The 25,368-nt window shown below is 47.2% G+C and carries 14 protein-coding genes and 1 pseudogene; 10 read left to right on the plus strand and 5 right to left on the minus strand.

Features of this window, described 5'->3' with window-relative positions; all coding sequences use genetic code 11:
* Positions 1 to 272 precede the first annotated feature (272 nt).
* Together ETF27_RS00545 and ETF27_RS00550 are read left to right on the plus strand one after the other, a co-directional pair.
* Complete coding sequence (locus ETF27_RS00545; RefSeq protein WP_130830408.1) at positions 273 to 1,082, plus strand: DUF3822 family protein; 810 nt, start codon at positions 273 to 275, stop codon at positions 1,080 to 1,082.
* A 74-nt stretch (positions 1,083 to 1,156) separates the two neighbouring features.
* Complete coding sequence (locus ETF27_RS00550; RefSeq protein WP_130830407.1) at positions 1,157 to 1,699, plus strand: RsmD family RNA methyltransferase; 543 nt, start codon at positions 1,157 to 1,159, stop codon at positions 1,697 to 1,699.
* Here the strand turns inward: ETF27_RS00550 and cls are convergent.
* The 4 genes from cls to ETF27_RS00570 form a co-directional block, all read right to left on the minus strand.
* Entirely contained in the window at positions 1,694 to 3,115 is a 1,422-nt protein-coding gene (gene cls / locus ETF27_RS00555) for a cardiolipin synthase (protein ID WP_130830406.1), read from the minus strand. The two genes, ETF27_RS00550 and cls, sit on opposite strands and share 6 nt — an antisense overlap.
* Before the next feature lie 5 nt (positions 3,116 to 3,120).
* Entirely contained in the window at positions 3,121 to 4,776 is a 1,656-nt protein-coding gene (locus ETF27_RS00560; RefSeq protein ID WP_130830405.1) for a hypothetical protein, read from the minus strand.
* Entirely contained in the window at positions 4,773 to 6,710 is a 1,938-nt protein-coding gene (dnaG, locus tag ETF27_RS00565; RefSeq protein ID WP_130830404.1) for a DNA primase, read from the minus strand. Before dnaG ends, ETF27_RS00560 begins: the two co-directional genes overlap by 4 nt.
* A 175-nt stretch (positions 6,711 to 6,885) precedes the next feature.
* Positions 6,886 to 7,743, minus strand: a complete 858-nt coding sequence (locus tag ETF27_RS00570) for an enoyl-ACP reductase FabI (protein ID WP_147785310.1) — start codon at positions 7,741 to 7,743, stop codon at positions 6,886 to 6,888.
* Between the two features lie 616 nt (positions 7,744 to 8,359).
* Here ETF27_RS00570 and ETF27_RS00575 point away from each other — a divergent pair.
* The 4 genes from ETF27_RS00575 to ETF27_RS00590 all read left to right on the plus strand — a co-directional run bounded on the left by ETF27_RS00575 (position 8,360) and on the right by ETF27_RS00590 (position 12,515).
* Positions 8,360 to 9,229, plus strand: coding sequence for an electron transfer flavoprotein subunit beta/FixA family protein (locus ETF27_RS00575; RefSeq protein WP_130830402.1), 870 nt, complete (start codon positions 8,360 to 8,362; stop codon positions 9,227 to 9,229).
* 1 nt (position 9,230) lies between these two features.
* Complete coding sequence (locus ETF27_RS00580; RefSeq protein ID WP_147785311.1) at positions 9,231 to 10,253, plus strand: electron transfer flavoprotein subunit alpha/FixB family protein; 1,023 nt, start codon at positions 9,231 to 9,233, stop codon at positions 10,251 to 10,253.
* A 17-nt stretch (positions 10,254 to 10,270) separates the two neighbouring features.
* A complete protein-coding gene (locus tag ETF27_RS00585; protein ID WP_130830400.1) occupies positions 10,271 to 11,995 on the plus strand; it encodes an acyl-CoA dehydrogenase family protein in 1,725 nt (574 codons plus the stop codon).
* 130 nt (positions 11,996 to 12,125) lie between these two features.
* A complete protein-coding gene (locus ETF27_RS00590) occupies positions 12,126 to 12,515 on the plus strand; it encodes a lipocalin family protein (RefSeq protein ID WP_240048087.1) in 390 nt (129 codons plus the stop codon).
* An 835-nt stretch (positions 12,516 to 13,350) separates the two neighbouring features.
* Here ETF27_RS00590 and ETF27_RS00595 read toward each other — a convergent pair.
* On the minus strand, positions 13,351 to 14,250 hold the full coding sequence (locus ETF27_RS00595) for a diaminopimelate dehydrogenase (RefSeq protein WP_130830398.1): 900 nt from the start codon (positions 14,248 to 14,250) through the stop codon (positions 13,351 to 13,353).
* 309 nt (positions 14,251 to 14,559) lie between these two features.
* On the opposite strand from ETF27_RS00595, the gene ETF27_RS00600 reads away from it, so the two are divergent.
* The 4 genes and pseudogenes from ETF27_RS00600 to sov all read left to right on the plus strand — a co-directional run.
* On the plus strand, positions 14,560 to 16,296 hold the full coding sequence (locus ETF27_RS00600; RefSeq protein WP_130830397.1) for an Ig-like domain-containing protein: 1,737 nt from the start codon (positions 14,560 to 14,562) through the stop codon (positions 16,294 to 16,296).
* A gap of 56 nt (positions 16,297 to 16,352) precedes the next feature.
* On the plus strand, positions 16,353 to 16,559 hold the full coding sequence (locus tag ETF27_RS00605) for a hypothetical protein (protein ID WP_130830396.1): 207 nt from the start codon (positions 16,353 to 16,355) through the stop codon (positions 16,557 to 16,559).
* 506 nt (positions 16,560 to 17,065) lie between these two features.
* A complete protein-coding gene (gene ruvA, locus ETF27_RS00610; RefSeq protein ID WP_130830395.1) occupies positions 17,066 to 17,683 on the plus strand; it encodes a Holliday junction branch migration protein RuvA in 618 nt (205 codons plus the stop codon).
* A gap of 204 nt (positions 17,684 to 17,887) precedes the next feature.
* Positions 17,888 to 25,288 (plus strand): annotated as a pseudogene (gene sov, locus ETF27_RS00615) (T9SS outer membrane translocon Sov/SprA); the annotation flags it as partial.
* Between the last annotated feature and the right edge of the window lie 80 nt (positions 25,289 to 25,368).

Here is a 25,368-nt window from a genome sequence, read left to right on the forward strand (position 1 = left end):
CGCGGGGTTTTACGTTTTGTCATAATTTCTTACTTTTTTTATAGTCAGAATTGTGACAAGCTAAATCCGTATAAGACATTTTGCAAATCAATTGCTATCTTATGGAAATCTTATCGCTTTCGGCTTGTTTCCAAATGCCCGATTTTTGGTTTACCGTACTTGCCGTGTTTTGCGTCCGGCTTGTATGCCGCGATGAAGAAAAAATGAGATTTGTGGGGCTGAATGCTCATAATCGAAAAAAAATACGTAAGTTTGCATCACATTGTACAACTATGGAGAAGACTAACAGCAAACCGGACAAAACATCGCAAGTTGTCATCCGTGTAGCAGCGCATCATCTGTCGTTTTCGATTGCCGATCCTCAAACGAAAGAGAAGATGGTCTATGAGAAATACGATCTGAACGAAGGCATCGCCATCGCTGCCAATCTGCGGGAGGCTTTCCGACATTCCACCTTGTTAAGAAGCAAGTGTAAGCGGGCGTTGTTGCTCATTGACAGTAGCGTAATGTTAGTACCTGTCGATGAGTTTCGGGAGCAAGGCGCGGAAACTCTCTACAAACACACGTTTCGGCTAAGTCGCAGCAGCGATGTGGTGAAAACCATGCTGCCCGACCTTAACGCCATGGCGGTGTTCAGCGTAAACAAAGACCTGAGATTGGTGGCAGAAGACAATTTTGAAGAAGTGGGAATACGTCCGCTCATGCAACCGGTTTGGTCGCGTCTCTACCATCGAGCTTTCGTGGGAACACGCAGAAAATTGTTTGTTTATTTTCATGACAAACAACTGGAAGTCTTCTGCTTTCAGCAAAATCGTTTCCGGTTCAGCAACGTTTATGAAGCAACGCGATTGAACAATATCCTGTATTACATTCTTTATGTTTGGAAGGAATTGGGCATGAACACCGCTTGCGATGAGCTGCTGCTTTTGGGAAACATTCCAAATCGCGAACAATTGGATGAGGAGTTGCGCAAGTTCCTGCAGCGTTGCTATGTCATCGACGATGAGACCGACTTCGCCAACGCTTCCATATCAAAGCGCAAAGACATTCCTTACGATTTAAAAGCCTTGTACTTGGAGTAGAACATCAGAACAATTGTGCGTTCCAAGCAAATCGAGACTTAGCGAAGGGAACGCAAAAAACCTCACCACACACCATGCGAATCATCACGGGAAAATATAAAGGCAGACGTTTCGACATTCCTCACACGTTCAAAGCCAGACCCACCACCGACTTTGCGAAAGAAAACATCTTCAACGTCTTGAACCAATACGTAAGCTGGGAAGACGCCACGGCACTCGATTTGTTCGCGGGTACGGGCAGCATCTCCCTCGAATTGCTCTCGCGGGGATGCAGAGAGGTGGTAAGCGTGGAGAAAGATCGCGACCACGCACGCTTCATATCGGAATGTATGGGAAAGATTGACGCACGGAACGACATTCTTATCCGTGGAGATGTGTTCAGGTTTCTCAAGAGTTGTCGCCAACAGTTCGACTTTATTTTCGCAGATCCTCCTTACGCGCTTCCCGAACTTCCTACCATCCCCGACATTGTCTTTCAAAACGAGCTGCTGAACGAGGACGGCATCTTTGTTTTTGAACATGGGAAACAATACGATTTTGCGGAACATCCTCATTTTTTTGAACACAGGAGTTACGGAAGCGTGAACTTTACGTTGTTTCGGAAGATGAAACTATAGCAGCGGACTTAGCAAACGCACTAAAGACTCCCACAAGCGTTGCAGGAAAGAACGATGTGTGATGTCCTTTAGCTCCTCTAAAGGAACACTATGGGCTTCATCCTTATAAAACAATTGTTTCACTTTCAGTGCCATTCGTTCATCGTAGAAGAAAACATTTGCCTCGAAATTATTTTCAAAACTCCGAAAATCAACATTACTGGAGCCGATGGAACACAGGCTGTCGTCGCTGACGAGTAGCTTGGAATGATTAAATCCGGTCTTATAGAGCATTACTCTCACTCCGGCTCTCACCGCCTCCATGACGTAAGTCCGGGAAGCCCATTCCACAATCTTCGTGTCGGTTTTCAAAGGAATCATCAAGCGCACGTCAATTCCCGATACAGCAGCGGTTCTCATGGCAAAGAGGATTGGCTCGGTGGGTAGGAAATAAGGCGTTTCCATATAGACGTAAGTCCTCGCGTTCAAGAGAATTTTCACATATCCTTGCTCTATCTCCGGCCATTGGCTGGTGGGACTGCTCGTTACTATTTGTGCCAAGCAGTCGTTCGGCTCAACACGTGTGTTGGGATAGTATTTCCTATCCGTAATAAGGGTTCGGTCCACATAGAACCAGTCGATGAGAAATGCACGCTGCAAGCCATATACCACTGCTCCAGAAATCTTTACATGCGTGTCGCGCCATGGTTGTTTGCCGCTTCCTTGTATGTAGCGGTCGGCAATATTCATCCCACCGATAAACCCCACCGTTCCATCAATTACGCATATCTTGCGGTGATTGCGATAATTCACTTTCCTTGTGAAGAGCGGAAAACGAACGGGCATGAACGGATGTACCTCGATTCCTTCCTCTCTCATCCGCTCGAAGAAACTATCCTTCGTTTTCCAAGAGCCGACATCATCGTAGAGAAAGCGTACTTCCACCCCCTCTCGGGCACGAGCTATCAGCGCATCAGCCACAAGATGCCCCGTGGCATCGTCCGTCATGATGTATGTAATGATGTGGATGTGATGCTTTGCTTTCGCGATGGCTTGGAGAAGAGCCGGGAAAAACTCATAACCGGATTCGTAAATCTCAGTTTCATTGTTCTTGAACGGCAATGCCCAGTTTTGGTTTACGAAGAGTCCTATCAATTCCCGGTGCCGATTGGGTAGTCGAAGGTTTCTCTGCTCCACGAATTCGAGCATGGAACGTTTCGTGAGTTGATCGAGACTGTTCTGCCAAATATGCTTTTCCTTGCGTGTTCGTTGCCCGAAGAAGAAGTAAAGAACTATGCCCGCCAATGGCATGAACACAAGTATCAATGCCCACGCCATAGTCTTTGCCGGCTGACGGTGTTCCATCAGGACGGTAACCAGCGCGACTAAAGCCACAATCGTGTAGGCAACTAGGACTATCCAATGGATGTATATCATTTGTTCTATTTCTTTTTGGCGCGTATTTGCTGTAAATAAGCCAGCTCTTTCAATGCGAAATCGTAACTGTAAGGGTCGTGGAGCATGGTGTTTAGCAGACTTTCTGCTTCGTCATGTCTTTCCTGCTCTATCAAGATGTATGCCTTCCGCCGGTGCAGAAAAGAGAGAAAAGTCTGTATATGTTCTTCGGGTGGCTCATTATCGTTGGCGTTCTCATAATTTTTGCTTACGTCTCGAATGACATTATCAATGAAAGGTAAAGCTCGGAAGTCGCGCAAGTTTATCATGCAGTTGATGTATTCCTCCGTATGAATAATCCGATTCTGAAAGATAGTGAGTGTAAGATAATAGAAAGCTCTTTGGTACTGTTTCAACTCATTATGACAGAATCCCAGCATGTAACAGATATCGAAGAAACTTTCCCATTGTCGCACCGTCAATTCGTGGCGTTCCTCCTTGAGCAGAGAGAAAGCGTTTTCCAAATGCAGAATGGCTTCAAAGAAATTTCCTTGCAAATAGAGTTGTTTCCCTCTGTATGCATACTTCGCGGCATGAGGAGAAGCAATTTCGTTAATCAGTTTTTGCTCCTCATTCAGTGAGTCGGTATCTTCCTTTTTTGTTCTGTCTTTGGCATCTTGCCACATGTAATTGAACTCATCGGTTCGTTGTTTCTCCGTTCTTAAATCAAATCCCATCACTGCCGTTACAGTCATTGGCTTCAAGAAGTTGGTCGTTTCATTAAAATTACTTTCGAGCGGCGATGGCATCAGTGTGGAAGTAACTCTGTAACACAATGCGTCTTGCGTGCTTTCTGCCTGCTCAACGAAGATGGTCATATATCTGTTTTGTTCCGATTCCAAAGGATTGACGAACGAGAGCGTCATGGTTGCCGTCTTTCTTGTGAACGCTTGATTGGCAATCAACAAGGAAGCGATTTCAAAATTCTCTATTTCCGCTCTTTCAGTCATTGTGTTCATCTTATCGGTGAAGATGGATAAATGAGTCGGAACAAAGTCAAAGCAGCCGTAAGCCTTATCCATCCATTGTTTCAAGGTTAGCACCTTTGTTTCGTTGGGTTGCCATTTTTCCATCGGCTTCTCGTGCATTGCTTCGTGTTCGCGCAGCAGGAAGAACTCGCGAGTAATCTGTGAGGTTATCAACTCCATGTCTTTCCCCTTATACTCCTTGTTACGGTTTATCAATATGTCAAGTTCTACGAGGAAATGGTTTCTGCCTTTGAAGAGTTCGTCCAAAGAACGTGCCAAAATCATGCTTTCAGCACCGGCGAATAACAAGAAGTTGTAATGCAAATCCACTTCCACTTCATCGATTCTTTCGTTGAGCCGGTAAGTGAAATGCAGTCCGTTGGATATCGAGTTGTATTGATTGCATAGTTGTCTGACATTGTTTAATTCCGGCATCGGGGCGGCAGCCATACCATAAATCGATAATTGTATGTTGCTAATGCCCATCTTTGCCACTATGACAAAGTGTTCGCCCTGATAAGTAAGATGCATAACATCGTTATTCCCTTGCTTTTCCCAGTCATTATCACAGCCAAGTTCTTTCAAGCCTTTGCTTACCAGCTGTTTATTGACAGCCGGAGATAATCCGGAAAGTGGGGTTTCGCATCTGAAAAGGTCTTTTATTCTTTCTATCATACTACTATGTCGTTTCCCAACCTTTTTGCCATTACGTTGCGCATCTCCTGTAATCGTTTTATCTCGGCCATGAGTTCCATCATTTTGCTCATGTCTTTTTCCTGCGAAAGTCTCGCTTGTAAATCCTTTAAATGGCTCTTTACGTAATCCAAGCGAAAATCCAAAACAAGATGAACGACCCTATCTTTCAAATCGATTTCTCGTTCTTTCACTTGCATGCTCTCGGAAAGTTGAAATTCATCCACGCTCAATTTCACTGCTAAGGTAGAGATGAGAATATCGGGATGATGCGTAAAATATTCCTCTGTCTTAAATTCGGAATCGTTGCCATGCTCGACTGCCTCGCGAAGAATTTGCATTGATAGCGGATTGTCGAACGACAAGTTATCCAATCCCAAGTCGTAAGCGATGTATTGTGCCACGTTCAGATTGATGGTCTCTCCCGTTTCCTCGTTTTGTATATCACGAAAAATGATTTTATTGCCATCCCTTACGATTGCCTGAACAAGCAAAGTCTCCACCTTTGAGATTTGATGCGATGGAGTAGGTGCTGACTGTTCGAGGGCAAAATTGGGAGTTTCTTTCCTCTCCGTTTTCCATTGTTCTTCTTTTCGCTTCTGTTCCTTGTTATTATAGATGTAGCGATTCATCTGGATGATGAGCGTTTGTTCCTTCATTCCGGTGCGATGCGCGCATTCTCTGAGATAAGTATCGCGCAGGATGGGGTCTTTTATGACGGCTATACTTTGAACGATGGAGCTTACAGCTTCGGAACGCTTTACGGGATCGGTAACGCCTTTGAGGAGAATGTTAATCTTGAAGACGATAAAGTCGGTCTGATTTCCCTCAATGTATTTACGAAATTCCTCCGCGGAGAGTTTCTTTGCCATCTCGTCCGGATCTTTCCCATCGGGAAGCAGGAGCACTTTCACGTTCATGCCCTCCGAAAGCAGCATGTCCGTACCGCGAAGTGCAGCGTGTTGTCCTGCCTCATCGCCATCATAGAGTAGCACGATGTTGGAGGTGAATCTTCTTAGCAGTTTTATTTGGTAAGTAGAGAGCGCGGTTCCGCTGTTTGCCACAACGTTTTCAATGCCACATTGGTGCATTGATACCACATCGGTGTATCCTTCCACCATATATACAAGGTCTAATTTCGCGATGGTTTTCTTTGCTTGGAAGATGCCATAGAGTTCTCGTTCCTTGTGATAAATCTCGCTATCGGGCGAGTTTACATATTTCTGTGTTACGCCTTTTGTCCTTGAGTCCAGCAGTCGTCCGCCAAAAGCGGTTACTTTTCCGCTTACGCTCATCCATGGGAAGATGACGCGTCCATTGAAGCGGTCGAAAATCTCTCCGTTGTCGCGTTCAAAACACAATCCCGTCTTGACAAGATATTCTTTCCGGTAGCCTGCTTGCAGAGCCGCCGAAGAAAAACTCTGCCGTCCCGAAAGGCAAAAGCCCAATCTAAACTTCTCAATGATGTCATCGCGAAAGCCTCTGTCTCGAAAGTATCGCAGCCCGATGGCCTTTCCGTCCGCATGATTCTTTAGTGTTTCGTGGAAATAGTCTGCAGCCCACTCATTGACAAGGAACATTGACTCGCGCTCGTTTTCAAGTTGTTTCTCCTCAGAGGTAAGTTCGCGTTCTTTCACTTCAATGCCATATTTCCTTGCCAGCCATTTCAATGCCTCCGGATAAGTCATCTGTTCATGCTTCATGATGAAGTTTACCACGTTCCCCGCCTCGCCGCAAGCGAAACATTTATAGACCCCCTTCACCGGACTTACCGAGAACGATGGGGTTCGGTCATCATGAAAGGGGCACAAGCCCTTGAAGCTTGTTCCTGCCTTACGAAGCGAAACAAATTCGGAAATCACATCGACAATGTTTGCCGCGTCCATGATTCTGTCCACTGTGGGTCTGTCGATCATCTGTTATCTCTCGTTCGTTAAAGAAAAAAATCATTGAGGTGTAGTTCTGCAAAGATAGCAAATTATCCTCATAATCAGATAAGATTTATTTTATTTCCCATGTAATAAGCGAAAAGAGAGGGGAGAATTTCCATACGGATTTCCCACCTCTTTCCTCAATCTCACAAGAGACGAGTTATCCGTAGATAATCTTTCCGTTCTCGTCCTTGTATTCGTCCAATCCTCTTTCGTAAGTCGCCATGGCGCGCAGGCTCATGCCTACATTCGAGAAACCTCCGTCGTGATAAAGGTTCTGCATCGTTACCTTCTTTGTCAAGTCGGAGAACATTACCATGCAATAGTCGGCGCACTCATCGGCGGTGGCATTCCCCAGTGGCGACATGCGGTCGGCAAAGTCGTAGAGCTTGTTCATGCCTTTTACGCCCTGACCGGCTGTGGTCATGGTGGGCGACTGCGAGATGGTGTTGATGCGCACATGGTGCTCGCGACCGTAGATATAACCGAAGCTACGTGCGATGCTCTCCAGCAACGCCTTTGCATCGGCCATGTCGTTGTAGCCGAAGAATGTGCGTTGAGCCGCCACGTAGGTCAGTGCCACTATGGAGCCATATTCGTTTATGGCATCCAACTTCTTGGCACTCTGTATCATTTTGTGGAACGACACGGCGGAAACATCGAGCGTCGTGGAGAGCATGTTGTAGTCAAGGTCGTCATAAGTGCGATGTTTGCGCACGTTGGGAGACATACCGATGGAGTGTAACACGAAATCAATTTTCCCTCCCAGCACCTCCATGGAACGTTTGAAAACGTTTTCCAAGTCTTCCACGCTCGTGGCATCAGCGGGAATGACCTCACAATTCAATTTTTCGGAGAGTGCGTTCACCGTTCCCATCCTAACCGCCACGGGTGTGTTGGAAAGCGTGATGGTGGCACCTTCTTCCACGGCGCGTTCCGCTACTTTCCACGCGATGGATTTCTCGTTGAGTGCACCGAAAACGATGCCTCTTTTTCCTGTTAATAAGTTATTGCTCATAAGTTTTCAATCCTTAATAAGGCTGTAAATTTACGCAAAAAAGTTGAGTAAGGCTGTTTATAATTGTTAAAATGGGCAAAAACGCGCTCAATGGTTGCGTAGAAAAGTGGAACTCCTTTTGACGTGAACAGGTCTTTCCTCAACGTCATGAAATTTCTTGAACGGCATCGGTTCAGTGCTTCTTGTCAGGATTTTTCACAACCGTGTTTCAAAAGCTTAGCTATTGCACGCCAAAAGCTAAGCTTTTGGAACGTAAAAGCTAAGCTTTTGGCGTGCAATAGGTCAGCTTTTGGAGACGAAAAAGCAGGGCGTTGATTATCAGTCGTTTATAGAGATGGGGATGGAAACTGAAATGTAAGGTTTATTTACTTCCCTTTAAAGCTATCGATAACCTATGTTTCGGCAAGATTGAAACCTTGCTTCAACCCACTATTCATTATCCACGCAACATGAGGTCAGGTTCGATTCTTATCCCATAATCATGTCATTGTGAACCAGCAAAAACAGCATTAAGCGACTATTCTCCGTAATTTATTTGTCAGTTATACAAAAAAAACGTACTTTTGCTTTCAAATATTCTGATGAGCACAAAACAGAAACAACACATTATATAATTATGAGTTTGAAAATTGTAGTACTTGCCAAGCAGGTACCTGACACAAGAAACGTGGGTAAAGATGCCATGACGGCAGAGGGAACGGTAAATCGCTCCGCATTACCCGCCATTTTCAACCCGGAAGACCTGAATGCGCTTGAGCAGGCTCTCCGACTGAAAGAACAACGCTCCGGAACCACGGTGGGGGTACTAACCATGGGACCTCCGCGTGCAGGCGAAATCATTCGGCAGGGACTGTATCGAGGAGCCGATACCGGATGGTTGCTCACCGATCGCAAGTTTGCCGGCGCAGACACACTGGCAACATCATACGCTTTGGCAACCGCCATCCGTAAAATTGGCAATGTGGATATTATCATAGGTGGGCGACAGGCCATCGATGGCGACACGGCACAGGTGGGACCACAGGTGGCGCAAAAGCTGGGACTTAACCAAGTAACTTATGCGGAAGAGATTATTAAGATGGAAGATGGAAAGGCTACCATCCGTCGCTGCATAGATGGAGGTGTGGAAACCGTTGAGGCTCCGCTGCCCGTGCTGATTACGGTGAATGGAACGGCAGCACCGGCACGCCCCTGCAATGCCAAACTCGTGATGAAATACAAGTATGCCACCTGCCCGATGGAACGTAAAGGGAATGAGGCGTGGAGCGAACTTTATGAGGAACGTCCCTACCTGACATTAAAACAGTGGTCGGTGGCAGATGTGGATGGAGATGAGGCACAATGTGGGCTTTCCGGCTCGCCGACAAAGGTGAAAGCAGTGCAAAACATTGCTTTCCAAGCCAAGGAAAGTAAAACACTCACCGCCGCGGACGAGGACATCGAGGGATTGATAAAGGAATTGTTGGATGAGAAGATAATCGGATAAGATGAATAACGTATTTGTATATTGCGAAATAGAAGAAACTACCGTTCAGGAGGTTTCACAAGAGTTGCTTACCAAAGGACGTAAGCTCGCCAATCAATTAGGAGTGGAACTTCATGCCGTTGTGGCAGGCTCCGCCATAAAGGGAAAGGTGGAAGAACAAATCTTACCTTACGGAGTGGATAAACTTTTCGTGTTCGATGGTGAGGGTCTCTTCCCTTACACTTCCGCTCCACATACCGATATCCTCGTGAAACTGTTCCAAGAGGAGCAACCGCAAATAGCCTTGATGGGCGCAACGGTCATCGGACGCGACCTCGGACCACGCGTGTCGTCATCGCTGACTTCGGGATTGACTGCTGACTGCACACAACTCGAAATCGGAGAATACGACGATAAGAAGACGGGAAAGCACTATGACAACATCCTTTATCAAATTCGACCGGCATTCGGCGGTAATATCGTTGCCACAATCGTAAATCCCGACCATCGTCCGCAGATGGCAACGGTGCGATCGGGGGTGATGCAAAAAGCTGTTTACGAAGGAAAGGCAAAGAACGAGGTTGTCTATCCGAAAGTGGCTGAATATGTTTCGGAAGCGGCTTACGCGGTGAAGGTAATCGAACGACACGTGGAAGCGGCGGGAAACAATCTCAAAGGTGCTCCGATAGTCGTGGCAGGAGGTTACGGAGTGGGATCGAAAGAAAACTTTGAACTGCTCTTCCAACTGGCAAAAGAACTGCATGCGGAGGTGGGAGCTTCGCGCGCGGCAGTGGATGCCGGACTCATCCCGGACAACCGACAAGTGGGGCAGACGGGAGTAACGGTGCATCCGAAGGTTTACATCGCCTGTGGCATATCGGGACAAATCCAACACATCGCGGGAATGCAGGATTCGGGCATCATCATCTCCATTAACAGCGACCCGGACGCACCCATAAACAAAATCGCTGATTATGTCATCAATGGCAAAGTGGAGGAAGTGGTACCGAAGCTGATAAAGTATTACAAGAAAAACAGTAAATAATAAAGGCAACACACACTATGGCTAATTATTATACAGACCAACCGGAGATAGAGTTTCACTTGAATCATCCGTTGATGAAGCGAATCGTTGAATTGAAAGAACGCGACTTCGCCGACAAGAAAAACTATGAGGACGCCCCCGTGAACTACGAGGATGCCATTGAGAATTATAAGCGAATTTTGGACATTGCCGGAGACATCGCGGCGAATATCATAGAACCCAACTCGGAGGAGGTGGACAAAGAAGGTCCGCACCTTGTGGACAACAGAATGCATTATGCAAGTAAGACTTACGAAAACCTGAAGGCTACGCGACAAGCCGGTCTGTGGGGCGTCAGCATGCCACGACGTTTCGGCGGACTGAACTTGCCCAATGTGGTCTTTTCCATGCTTTCCGAAATGATATCTGCTGCCGATGCGGGCTTCCAAAACATTTGGTCGCTACAATCATGTATCGACACTCTCTACGAATTTGGTAATGAGGAACAACGAGAGAAATACATCCCACGCATCTGCAATGGAGAAACCATGTCGATGGACCTCACGGAACCGGATGCCGGATCCGACCTGCAACGCGTCATGCTCAAAGCCACTTTCGACGAGAAGGAGAACTGCTGGCGACTTAATGGGGTGAAACGATTTATAACCAATGGCGACTCGGACATCCACCTCGTATTGGCACGCTCGGAAGAGGGGACACATGACGGACGAGGGCTGTCGATGTTCATCTACGATAAGAAGAATGGGGGAGTGGATGTCAGACATATTGAAAACAAATTGGGAATACATGGCTCGCCCACTTGTGAACTGGTGTATAAAAACGCAAAAGCGGAACTATGCGGAAACACTCGCATGGGACTCATTAAATATGTGATGGCACTCATGAACGGAGCGCGTTTGGGAATTGCCGCGCAGAGTGTCGGCGTGGCGAGAGAGGCTTACACGGAAGGATTGAACTATGCCAGGGAACGCATACAGTTCGGAAAAAAAATCATAACTTTCCCTGCCGTTTACGATATGCTGTCGAGAATGAAAGCCAAACTTGACGCAGGACGCTCGCTGCTCTATCAGACGGCACGTTATGTGGATATATATAAAGCACTGGATGATATTGCTCGCGATCGCAAACTCTCACCGGAAGAAAGGAAAGAAGCCAAACAATACAATCGCTTGGCTGACGCTTTCACTCCGCTATCGAAAGGAATCAACTCGGAATATGCCAACCAAAATGCCTACGATGCCATATCAATTCATGGCGGCTCGGGCTTTATCATGGAATACAAGAGTCAGAGATTGTTCCGCGATGCCCGCATCTTCTCCATCTATGAGGGAACTACACAGTTGCAAGTGGTGGCTGCGGTGCGTTACATCACCAACGGAACGTATCTTTCCATCATGAAAGAGATGCTGACCAATGAGGTTTCATCAGAAATGGAATCCTTAAAAGCTCGCGTTGCTAAACTCGTTACGCTCTATGAAGAGGCACTGGAAAAGGTGAAAGCCGACGAAAATCAGGACGAACAAGACTTTTTGGCTCGCCGACTTTACAACATGACGGCGAGCATAGTGCAGGCATTGCTTCTCATTGAGGACGCAAGTAAGGCTCCGGAGCTCTTCGCCAAGTCTGCCAACGTGTTCGTTCGCATGGCGGAAGAGGAGGTTACGGGTTGCGCTGCTTACATTCAAGCGTTCAACGCTTCCGATTTGGAATATTTCAAGGCAGCAGAGGAAAATAAGGAGTAAAGCAACCGCATTGCCAAACAACGTCCGTGGAGTCGAAAAAGGTTCTCGATGGGAGTCTCCACGGACTACTCTTTGATTCTGCATAATTGGTCTTTAGGCTCTTTTTGTCTCAATTATAATAAACAACACAATGATGAAGAAAATATTATCTGCTTGTATGGTGCTGTCCGCCTTGTTCGCTTTTGCGTCTTGCAACAACGGAAACACCAAAGGAAAAACGGAGGAAACCTCACCCGATACTCTCAGTCTTATAGGTAAATGGACAACCACCGGTCCCATTGATTCCACTGAATTGGGAATAGAACTGAAAGCAGACGGAACGGCAGCCTCCATCAATATGCCCACACTTCCATACGATAAGTGGAAAAAAACGAACGATAGCACCATTACCATTCACGGAAGAAGTATCTTCGATGGAGAAACCACGGAACTTACCGACACCTTTGATATTGATAAAGCAGACAATGCGTTAAAGCAAAGGAACACCGACATCATCTACCGAAAGTCCTCTGTACGGTAATGGGGCATTCCTGTTTGCTTCAAGTGGTACGTATGGTAATCTCGCCTCATGTTTTACCTGCCTAAGTTTAATAATCTGTTTCTTGCAGTTTTGGCATTGAATTCCAATTCATAGTCTGCAAATCTTCTGTGGCCGGCAAATAGGTAGTTATAGGCATTTCTCTTTGGAACGCCCAAACCAGGTTATCGCTATTGTCTTTTCTATCCTCAAAGTAGAAGTTTGTCAAATCGAAGATAGTTATACGGTTAATGATATTGAACATATGGTCATTCTTCCGCCATAAATGGCTTGCAGACAAAACCATTTTGCTCCTATTTCGCGAGCATTGGTATGTTTAACGGTGTTTACATCAGCAAGACATTCTGCCCTGTTTCAAGAAATTTCTGATCAACACCTCTCTGTTCAAGCAAGACAAAAGAGAAGCATATTCTTTATTTGGTCAAATCATTGAAAACGCGAAAATCCTTCCCGGGGATATGGGAAAAGTTCAATAATGTCCTAAAATTTCTTCATTCATCTATCAAAAGCTAAGCTTTTACTTTTCAAAAGGTAAGCTTTTGCAATGCAAAAGGTCATGAATTGGAGTGCAAAAGGTGAGCTTTTAAATTACAACTTTTATCATTCTGATTATCAGTAGGTTATGATACGTTTCCCGAACGCAGTTTTTGTAATGTAATTTCGTGGTGATGATTGGAGCGAATGTTCCCTGTTAAGCGTCTGTTTGCCATCACCTGAATGACAAGCTGTGCGTTACATGCCTCATAAAACCTGCTCGCCCGCTTTTTGATGGCTGACGCATCTGAAAAGCGGGCGAGTTGGTTTGTTTTATCATTGCTTACACGAGATGGCTAATCACCTCTTCTCGCGAAGCCGGCAGATAGTCGATTACCGGAATTTCGGGCATGGTATAGCAACCCGGCGACAAACGCATGGAGGCGCGGGCGCAATTCACCAGCACTTGTGCGGTCAGTGCGGGGTTGTTGATGCTCATGTTGAACTCGAAACGCTGATTGGGGGTCTTTCCGCTCACGCCCTTCCGTACCAAGTTCACGCCGTGCCCCATGTCGCGCACATCATCAACGCTTGCCACGGCAAACACATGTGTTTCATCATTGGCAAAGTAAGGGTCGGCTTTTATCTCCGCCGTAACGTCTTCCAAATTCGCGTCCTCTTCCAATTCCACATAGACCATGCGACGATGAATGCTCTCTCCCAGAGGGATGGTTACCGAAAGTGCGTTCTTCACCCCTTTCTTGCCTCGCACGCAGACCGAGTGTCCCATCGACATGCCCGGTCCGAAGTTGGTGTAGGAGAGTCCTTTTGGTGCCAGACTTTCCATCAACACGCGCACCACCGAGTCGGAACCCGGGTCCCATCCCGCTGCGATGATACTCACTTTGCCTGCTTTCAGACAGTTGGCAGTTTGCCTTGTGCGATAATCGAGGATGCTTGTGTGTATGTCGAACGAATCAACGGTATTGATGCCCGCTGCCACTATCTTTTCCGAATAGTCCGGACAGCTGCGTGTTGGAGCGGCGAGAATAGCCACATCCACATTTTTCAGTTTCCCAATGTCGTCCACCACTTCGTAGGGTGTCAGTTCCAACGGTTTGTTTTTGTCCCCTTGTCGGCGCACGACGCCTGCTATTTCAAAATCTTTTGCCGCTTCCAATGCCTCCACGGCATAGTGTCCGATGTTGCCGTAGCCCACCACGGCTGCTCTGATTTTTTTCATTTTCTGTTGTCCTTTCATGTTTTTTACCTTCTATGAATTTGCAAATATAAATCAAAATCATGAAAGCCATCAGAAAATACACACTTTTTAAATAAAAAAACTCACCACAAAGCAAGTTGAATTGCACGAAGAGAAAGAAAATCGCACGATGTTCCCATTGTGAACCATTTGCCTCGATGACATTACAAAACGATGAAAAAAAAGTGTTTAATCTGTTTCGACGTAAATTTCGCTTTGAAAATCCATTTTTTTATACTATCTTTGTATCATATTAAGTTGAATTATAAGTATTAATTAAAAGTGTAAGTTATGGTAAAATCATTACGTTTCATGGCTACACTGCTTCTGTTGGCAGTGTTTAGCGCAGTTTCCGGGCAAACCGTTGTCTTTCAGGAAACATTCGATGAAGTCGCCGGTACGGGCGGTAACGATGGAGGATGGTCCCGCTCGGTAGCAAATAATCCAATCAGCTCATTCAATGGGTGGAGTTTTACGAAAGGCTACAAAGGCGACAAGTGTGTGAAGTTTGGAACAGCTAAAGCAGGCGGAAAAGCTGTAACGCCGGAGATAATGCTCAACGGCAACGGAAAGCTCACTTTCAGGGCAGGAGCATGGAAAGGTGACGCTACCACACTGAAATTATCAGTCACGGGTGCCACACTTGATAAAGCTGAAGTTACAATGGTAAATGAGGCGTTTACGGAATATACCGTAAACATTACCAATGCCACAGCTCCCATTAAAATCACTTTCGAATCGCCGAAGGCAAAAACTCGCTTCTTCTTGGACGATGTCGTGGTATCAGATGCTTCCGGGACGCCCAAAACAGCTACCACACTGACTTTCGCTCACCCTGAGGATTATGCGTTTACGGTTGCCGATGGAGAGCAGACTTTTACAAATTTGGCAACGCTTTCTCCGTCAGTAGAAGGGGCTGTCATTACTTATTCCAGCGACAATGAAAACGTTGCCATCGTTGATGGAAACACAGGCGAAGTCTTGACGGCAGGCAAAGTGGGTACTGCCAAGATAACGGCTACATACGAAGGCAATGACAGTTATTCCGGTTCAACGGCAAGCTACAAAATCATCGTTACCGACCCGAATGCCAAAGGCTCGCTCAACAATCCTTACTCTCCCGCAGAAGCCGTGGCAGGAATTAACGACGGCACGTTGCTGAACCAAGAATATTATGTGAAAGGTGTTATTTCCCAAGTTAAGGAAGTAAGCACAAAATACGGCAATGCCACCTATTATATATCTGCTGACGGTAAGACGGATGGAGAATTCATGATATTCCGCGGATACGATATTGACGGTGCGAAGTTCACTGAGGAGACTCAAGGCAAAATCATGCAGGGAGCAACGGTTGTTGTTTATGGAAAACTCATTAAATACGGTACCACGCCGGAGATGGGGGCACGCAATAAAATCATCTCTTACACAGCTCCAACAGCCGTTACCGCTACCATCGGTGCCACAGGCTATGCCACGCTTTATTATAGTGGCTGTGCGCTGAAGGTTCCCGCCAATGTTACAGCCACCACCTATAAACTCAATGGCGACAAGTTGGCAATCAGCCATACCTACAACGAGGGCGATGTAATCGCAAAAGGTACAGCAGTGGTCATCAGAGCAACAACAGCCGATTATGAATTCGCCATCGCGGAAGAAGAAGGCTTGGCCGATAACGAGAATATCCTGATGGGAACCGATAACGAGACGCAGCTCACGGCAGATGCCGAGGCATACTTCTATCAGCTGAACGTCAATGCCGAATCAGATCCCGCTTCCGTCGGCTTCTATTGGGGCAACGCAACGGGCGAGGCATTCAAGAACGCCGCTCACAAGGCATACTTGAAATTGCCGAAGACGGTAGAGGCGAAAAGCTGCTTCCTTCTCAGCGATGCAACCGGAATTAACGACATCGTTGCCAACGAGACTCTGAATGAGGATGCTCCGATGTACAATATTGCCGGTCAGCGTGTGAACAAAGGCTATAAAGGCATCGTGATACAGAACGGAAAGAAATACATCGTGAAATAATCGCGGTACGCATCGCAAGCATTTCACAAGATTTAGAAAAATAAAAACTTAGCGTCATGGAAAAATACATAAAACCAGAAACAAAGTGCATGGCTGTTTTGGAAACCGCCACACTTCTCGCGGGCTCCATAGAGTTCCATCCCCAGCCGGGTGGAGGCCCTCAGTTGAGTCCGAAACAACTTCAGTTACCGGATAATCTCATGGAGGAAGGAACAGACATCGATAAAGATGCCTATCATCCTTATACCTTACAATGGGAGTAAACTGAGCTTTCTTCGGGAACGTAGTCTGGAAAGGTATTAGTACCGGAGACAGACAATCATCTATTCATATTGATTGGAGGGTGTGTCGGGACATGGACACATCCTCTTTTCAGCTATCAACGGTTACCGATATATCTCAAAAGACAATCACGTGGCGATTCCGTTCACTACGTTTCTCCACCGGACACCCATCATGCCTGCACACCGAGGGAATAAGCACAGAACCTTATGGATATATTAATCGTACAAAAAATAATCTGTGGAAAGCCATTGATAATCAATCGCTTAAAACGTGCATTCCAAAAGCTAAGCGTTTAGCATTCAAAAGCTAAGCGTTTATGATGCGAAAGCTAAGTTTTTGGCTGTCGCTTGAAATTCTTATTGATTTTTTTAATGACCGATGGAGGATAAAATCACCTCCCGATACAATAATATGCATCGAATTTCGTTATTTGGAAAATATATTTCGGTTGCTTCGGTAACAAGAGAAAAGAAAAAATATTGTTATGATAGAATATATCAGGGGCGAACTGGCCGACCTGACCCCCGCGTTGGCAGTGGTTGAAGCCAATGGTGTGGGGTATGCGCTGAACATCTCGCTCAATACCTATAGTGCCCTTCAAGGTAAGAAAGAAGTGAAACTCTATGTGCATGAGTCGCTCATGACCGGAGGACGGGACGATAACTTTACCCTCTATGGTTTTGCCATGAAGCAGGAGAGACAACTCTATCAACTGCTTATCACCGTTTCGGGAGTGGGAGCCAACACCGCACGCATGATTCTCTCTTCCCTGACGCCCTCCGAACTATGTAACGTTATCGCCAACGGCGACGATAAAATGCTCAAGACTGTGAAAGGCATCGGATTGAAGACGGCACAAAGAATTATCGTCGATTTGAAAGATAAGATTGTGCAGAGTGGCATTGCCGAAGAACTTCACGTGAGCAGACAACCCGGAGCACCAAATGTAAACTCAGCCGTGAAAGACGAGGCGGTGGGCGCGCTGACAATGTTGGGATTTTCGCCCGCTCCTTCGGCAAAGATTGTTACCGCAATATTAAGCGAAGCTCCCGACTTGCCTGTGGAGCAAGTGGTAAAACTGGCATTGAAGCAAATAAAATAAGGAAAGGCGTACGGCTTCCATGCCGCCGAAATGAAACTCAGGCTATACATATTGTTACTTCTCATCCCTGTGGCAGGCATCAGTCTGCTGGCATGGGAACGAAACGTCACGGGTGGGCTGCCATTCGCGCGAAAGTGGGTTGCCGCCACTGCTCCGCCAGACACGACACGAAAGGACACGATAACTTTACGACAAGTGGAGATTGAGGATGAGGAAATACCCGATTCACTCTTGCATCCGCGTTGGAAGGTGCAACGCACCGTACCCATTACCTACGGCGACCTTGAGCAAGGCTCCTACGACCTCGCGCGTCCGGAGAACATCCGACAGACGGTGGAGTACAACGATTCGCTCAACAGATATGTCATTGGTAATAAGATTGGGAACACCTACATCACCGCCCCTGTCATGATGACTCCTGAGGAGTACATGGCATGGAGCGAAAAACGAAGTTTTGCGGATTATTATCGGTCCAAGAACAAAGAAATACTGGAAAATAAAGGAAAGGAAAAGTTCGATTTTACCGATATGCACTTCTCGCTCGGACCGGCAGAGAAAATCTTTGGTCCCGGAGGTGTACGCATCAAGACACAAGGAACGGCAGAAATGAAGTTCGGTGCCACTCTGAAAAACATTGATAACCCCGCCCTACCCATCAGAAATCGAAAGACAACCACCATGAATTTCGATGAGAAAATAAACCTGAACGTCAATGGGAAAGTGGGCGACAAGGTGAACATGAACCTGAATTACAACACCGATGCAACGTTCGACTTCGACTCGCAAAACTTCAAGCTGCGCTATGAAGGTAAGGAAGATGAAATTATCAAACTCGTTGAAGGCGGAAACATCTCGTTCCCATCGAACAACTCGCTGGTACAAGGAGCGTCTTCGCTCTTCGGTATTCGAACGGATTTGCAGTTTGGAAAGCTAAAATTGCAGACCGTACTGTCGCAAAAGAAGTCTTCCAACAAGAGTGTCAGCTCGAAAGGAGGCAAACAGCTCACGCCCTTTGAGTTCTCGGCAGCCGATTACGAAGAAAATCGCCACTTCTTTCTCTCTCATTCGTTCCGAAATAGGTACGACGCCGCCATGAAGACACTACCCAACCTTACGACAGGCATCACCATTAACCGTGTGGAAATATGGGTTACGAATAAGACCGGAACCACAAACAACACGCGCAATATCGTGGCATTGAGCGATTTGGGAGAAAATCTGAACGTGGGTCGTCCCGACCTTTGGGGCAGTGGCTCGGGTGCTGTTCCATCAAATGCCGCCAATGGGGAATACGCCGCTATCGCGCAAAACCATCCGGAGGCACGCGACATCGACCAATCTGCCACCGTGTTGGAAGGAATAGGGCTTGTCGGGGGGAACGATTATGAGAAGTTGTCCAACGCGCGGTTGCTGAACAGCTCCGAATATACAGTGAACAATGCACTCGGATATGTGTCGTTGCGATCCGGATTGCAAACCGACCAAGTACTGGCGGTGGCGTATGAATACACCTATGGTGGCGTAACCTATCAGGTGGGAGAGTTTGCGAGCGACCGAACAAACGTCTCGGAAGCTCTGTTCGTAAAATCTCTGAAGAATACGAGTAACAATCCGCGACAGGCAAACTGGGACTTGATGATGAAAAACGTGTATTATCTCGCTTCTAACATTGAACGCGACAAGTTCAGACTGGACGTAAAGTTTCAGAGCGACACAGCGGGTGTTTACCTTTCTTACATCCCCGAACCACAAGTGAAAGACCGCACGCTGATAAAAGTGTTGGGAGCCGACCGCTTGGACAATAACAACAACGCGCATCCCAATGGCTATTTCGATTTTGTGGAAGGCTATACGGTAACGAACGGACGCGTGTTTTTCCCCGCTGTGGAACCATTTGGTAATTATTTATATAAGTACCTGACAGCAAACGGTGTGGCGGAAACAACCGCGAAGAAGTACGCTTTCACTGAATTATACGACTCGACAAAAACCATTGCCAAACAGATAGCCGAGAAAGACAAGTTTCTGCTGATTGGACAGTTTCGCGGAACGAGTGCCAACGTAATCTCGCTGGGGGCGTATAATGTGCCACAAGGCTCCGTTACGGTAACGGCAGGTGGCGTAACCCTCACGGAGGGGTCGGATTACAGTGTGGATTACAGTGCCGGAGAAGTTACAATCCTCAACCAAAGCATCATAGACGCAGGTACGGCGGTGAACGTCTCGTTGGAAAGTCAGAGCGATTACGGTCAGGAACGCAAAACCATGTTTGGTTTGAATTGGGAATATGATTTCTCAAAGAACTTCATCATTGGCGGAACTTTTATGCACCTGTCGGAACAAGCCTTGACAACGAAGGTGAACATGGGGGCAGAACCTCTGAACAACACTATCTGGGGACTGAACATGAGTTGGAAAAAGGAAAGCCAATGGCTCACCAATATATTGGACAAAATTCCCTTCCTGCACCTTACACAGCCCTCACACATCTCTTTCTCGGCAGAGTTCGCACAGCTTATCGCCGGACAAAGCAAGGGAACGCAGGATAACGCGTCCTACCTGGATGACTTCGAGAATACCAAGAATACCATCGACGTGAGCCAACCCACCAACTGGAGCATCTCAAGCGTGCCCTCCGACTTCTCGGAATCGTCCGATAAGACAACGCTTCGCAGTGGTTACAACCGCAGTTTGCTGGCATGGTACAACATCGATCCGCTCTTTACACGACGCAGCAGCTCGCTCACACCGGGACATATCAAGAGCGACTTGGAACAACTCTCCAATCATTACGTCAGGGAGGTCTATGTTCACGAACTGTTCCCTAATCGCGACCAAAGCAGTTACAACGGTTCCACATCCACATTACCCATCCTTAATTTGGCTTTTTATCCGACGGAGCGAGGTCCTTACAACTTCAATCCCACACTGGACTTGAACGGTCGATTACCCAATCCCAAGCAAAAATGGGGCGGAATGATGCGAAAACTTGATAACAACGACTTCGAGGCTGCCAATATCGAATACATTGAATTTTGGATGCTCGACCCCTTCATCTATACCAATAAACAAGCGGACGCCAAAAACTATGGTGGCGACTTCTATATCAACCTTGGTGAGGTGTCGGAAGATGTGTTGCGCGATGGCAAGAAGTTCTACGAGAGCGGTATGCCGGTGGATGGAAGCAAGGCTTGGACAACCACACAGTGGGGAAAAATTCCCACACAGGCTACCGTAACCTACGCTTTCGCCACCACAGCAGGCAGTCGCGCCTTGCAGGACGTGGGCTTGAACGGATTGAACGATGAGGAAGAACAACGATTCGAGTCGTATCAAGACTTCCTGACCTATGCTCGGGCAAATACAAATCAGGCGGTTTTCGACTCTATTTGGGCGGATCCGGCAAACGATAACTATCATTATTATCGTGGGTCGGACTGGGATAGAATGCAGGCTTCCATCCTTCAGCGTTACAAAAGGATAAACAATCCGCAGGGAAACTCACCCGACAACGACAACCGAAATGAGCGTTACGACACCTCCTACAAGACAACGCCTGACGTGGAAGACATTAATCAGGATTACACACTGAACGAATATGAGAAATATTATCAGTACAAGGTAAGCATTCGACCGGAAGATATGGAGGTGGGACGAAACTATATCGTCGATAAGCGGACGGCTTCTGTGAAATTACGGAACGGAAAGACGGAAGATGCCACATGGTATCAATTCCGAATACCGGTGAGAGAGTATCAAAAGCGCGTGGGATCGATTGGCGATTTTACCAGCATCCGCTTCATGCGCTTATTTCTTACCGATTTTGAGAAACCCATCGTGTTACGCTTTGCCACTTTTGACCTTGTCAGAGGAGAGTGGCGACAGTATTTGCAGACACTCACCAACTCCGCTTCCACATCGGGCAGCATGGAAGTCAGCGCAGTGAGCATAGAAGAGAATAACGACAAGACACCGGTAAATTACGTCCTGCCACCCGGAATCAATCGCGAGCAAGACCCCACACAGCCTCAACTCGTGCAAAGCAATGAGCAGGCGTTGGCGATGATGGTGCACCGGCTCGGCAACAAGGAGTCGAAAGCGGTCTATAAGAACACCACACTTGACATTCGGCAGTACAAACGCTTACAGATGTTCGTTCATGCCAACGCGTTAGAACAAAACACGACCAATCTTTCTGACAACCAATTGGCGGTTTTCATACGTTTGGGGTCGGATTATAAGAACAACTATTACGAATATGAAATCCCATTGAAGCTGACTCCTCCCGGTCGCTATGACACTTATTCAAGGCAGGGGTGCGAAGCGGTATGGCCCGCAGAGAATATGCTCGACATTCCCGTCTCGCTCTTTACCACCGTGAAACGTCTGCGCAACGAAGGACGCGGAAATGGTACGGCAAGCTACAACCGGGAATTCTCTATCTACGATGAAAACCGTCCCGGCAATCGCGTCAGCGTGATGGGCAATCCGACGTTGGGCGAGATAAAGACGATGATCATTGGTGTGCGCAACTTGTCGGGAGTCGAAAAGAGTGGGGAAGTGTGGCTCAACGAGATGCGTTTACTCGAATTTAACAACGAAGGTGGTTGGGCGGCAAAAGGTCAAATGAACGTTCAACTTTCCGATTTTGGTACGATAGATGTGAATGCCACTCACAGTACAGAAGGCTTTGGCGGATTGGAACAAGGCGTGAACGAGCGACAACAAGAGACCAATACCGACGTTTCGGTTACCGCCAATCTGGAATTGGGTAAGTTCTTCCCCGACAAGGCAAAGGTTTCCGCACCGCTTTATTACAGCGTAACCAAGAATGAGAGCCGTCCCAAATACAATCCGCTCGACACAGATATGGAATTGAGCGATGCTCTCGATGGTGCCGCAACCCGACAGGAGCGCGACTCCATAGAATCGATTGCCGTAACGAAGCGCACCACCACCAATTTCTCTTTATCGAATGTCCGCGTGGGCATACAAACCAAGCGACACCCGATGCCTTACGATCCTGCCAACTTCTCCTTTTCGTACAGTCATTCCCATTCTCACACTTCCGGCGAGACTACCGTTTACGAGAATGAGGACAACTGGCGCGGAGCGATGAATTACAGTTGGACACCTGTGTATAAGCCGTGGACACCTTTCAAGAAAGCCATTAAAAGCCAATCAAAATATTTCGACTTGTTCAAACGGTTTGAACTGAACTGGTTGCCACAAAATGTAGCGTTCAACACCGAGATAACCAGAAGTTATTACGAGTTGCAGGAGCGCGACATGGAAGCAACCGAGAACAACATGTTGCCCCTCACATTTAACGAGCAGTTCCTGTGGAACCGCGATTTTTCCATTCGATGGGATTTCACTCGCAATCTCCACGTGAACTTCCAGAGCGCGACCCATGCAGAGATAGAAGAGCCATACACACCTATTAATAAAGACCTCTATGCCGACAGTTATGCAGCGTGGAAGGATTCGGTATGGACGAGCATCAAAAACTTTGGGACGCCGCTCGATTACCAGCAGAATTTCACGCTTTCTTATCAGCTGCCGCTGAATCTCGTCCCAATATTCGACTGGATCAACTCTGACGCTAATTACACGGCAGCATACACTTGGGTGCGCGGAACTGATTTGGAGGATGGAACGTCTTTGGGAAATACGATTACCACCAACCGAATGCTCAATATCAACGGAACCTTGAATTTCGAGCGACTCTACAATCACGTCCCATTCCTGAAAAAGACAAACGAGCGGTTCAGGAAGTCGCCCAAATCGAAAATCGACCAAAGGAGAAGGCTGAACGAGCGAACTGTAGTCGATGATAAAAACTTGAAACTCGACAAGCAGAACAAAAACTACAAGAAGTCGTTGCCGAAGAATGCCAAGAGCTTTGAGCAGGAAGTTACCTTGCCTGCCGATAGTGCCATCGTGGTTTCGCACGCGAAGAAAACCAAGCGCATAAGGGTTTCATTCAAGGATGCCGACGGACACGCCATGAAACTGAAGTGGAAGAAGATGGATGAGAACCGTGTGAAACTCTACAATAAGACCGATTCCACGCTCAGACTGAAACTTACCGTTACTCCCAAAACACCTCTCGATAATCAAGGATGGTACAAAACCGCTCAGTGTGTTGCCCGAGCCTTGATGATGGTACGCACGGCGAGCATCTCTTATCGCAACCAATATTCCATGTCGTTGCCCGGATTCATGCCTACCATTGGCGATGCGTTTGGTCAGACGCGCGGACAGGGTGCATTATCGCCGGGACTTGACTTCGCGTTCGGATTGGTAGGCGATAGTTATATCGACAAGGCGCGAGAGAACAATTGGCTCTTGATGGCAGACAGCGTGGCTACCCCTGCCACTACCAACAAAACGGAAGACCTGCAACTGCGCATGACGCTCGAACCTCTACGCGATTTAAAGATAGACCTTAACGCCAGTCGCACGGAAACGGTATCGAAGAGCATTCAGTACATGTACGTAGGCAATCCCACCACACAAAGTGGTACGCTCACAATGACAACCATCTCGTTAGGAACCGCATTCGAACGTCAGGGAGATGCTAACAATGGGTATCGCAGTGCTGCGTTCGAGAAATTCGCGAAGTCGCTCGATGTCTATCGCGACCGCGTGGAGGAAAGCTATCAAGGGGCACATTATCCGGCTTCGTTCGGAGGAGGAACGTTCAACCCCGCTGTGGGAGCCGTGAATAAGTACAGTGCCGATGTCATGATTCCCGCTTTTCTGAATGCCTACACGAGCATGTCGGGGAACGGACTGAACCTGTTTCCCGGCTTGCGGAGTCTGCTGCCCAACTGGACTCTGCGTTATAGTGGTTTGTCGCGCTTGGCTGTCTTCAAGGATATCTTCAAGAGTGTTAATATCAATCATGCTTACAAAAGTATCTTTGCCATAGGGTCGTACCAAAGTTACAGCACGTGGCAGGAATACATGAACGGACTCGGCTTTATCGCTGACGCAGGTTCAGGTGCGCCCTTGCCAAGCTCAATGTACAATATCTCTCAAGTGAGCATCAATGAGGCGTTTTCACCTTTATTGGGCATTGATGTAACGATGCAAAACAACCTCACGGCACGATTGGAATACAGGCAGACGCGTGTCGTATCCCTTTCCATGACCAGTGTGCAGATAACCGAGGCAACCTCAAAGGACTGGGTGCTCGGATTGGGCTACCGTGTAAACAACGTCAATCTCTTCGGAGGACGCAACCCTCGTTTGGTGAAAAACCTCAAACAAAAGGGAGCGAACAACAACCAGCGGCAGAACAATTCCAACAATGCTCGCAACAGTGGCGGAATAAACCATGACCTGAATCTTCGTCTTAACATGAGCTATCGGCGACAAGCTGCCATCACGCGCGACATTGCTACCTTAACCTCGTCGGCTTCGAGTGGCAATACCGCGTTCAAATTCTCCTTCACGGGCGATTACACCTTGAGCCGATTGATTACAGCCAGTCTGTATTACGATTTGCAAATCAACACGCCGCTACTTTCATCAGGCAGTTATCCCACCACCACACACGATTTCGGACTCAGTCTGAAGATGAGTCTGACCCGATAAAACAAGCCATGAAGCATGGCAATTTCAACGATGAATTTCCAAACAGTGAGCTTTCGCCTCGCAAAAGCTAAGGTTTTGCA

Source organism: Prevotella brunnea, assembly GCF_008016795.1.
Taxonomy (GTDB): Bacteria; Bacteroidota; Bacteroidia; order Bacteroidales; family Bacteroidaceae; genus Prevotella; species Prevotella brunnea.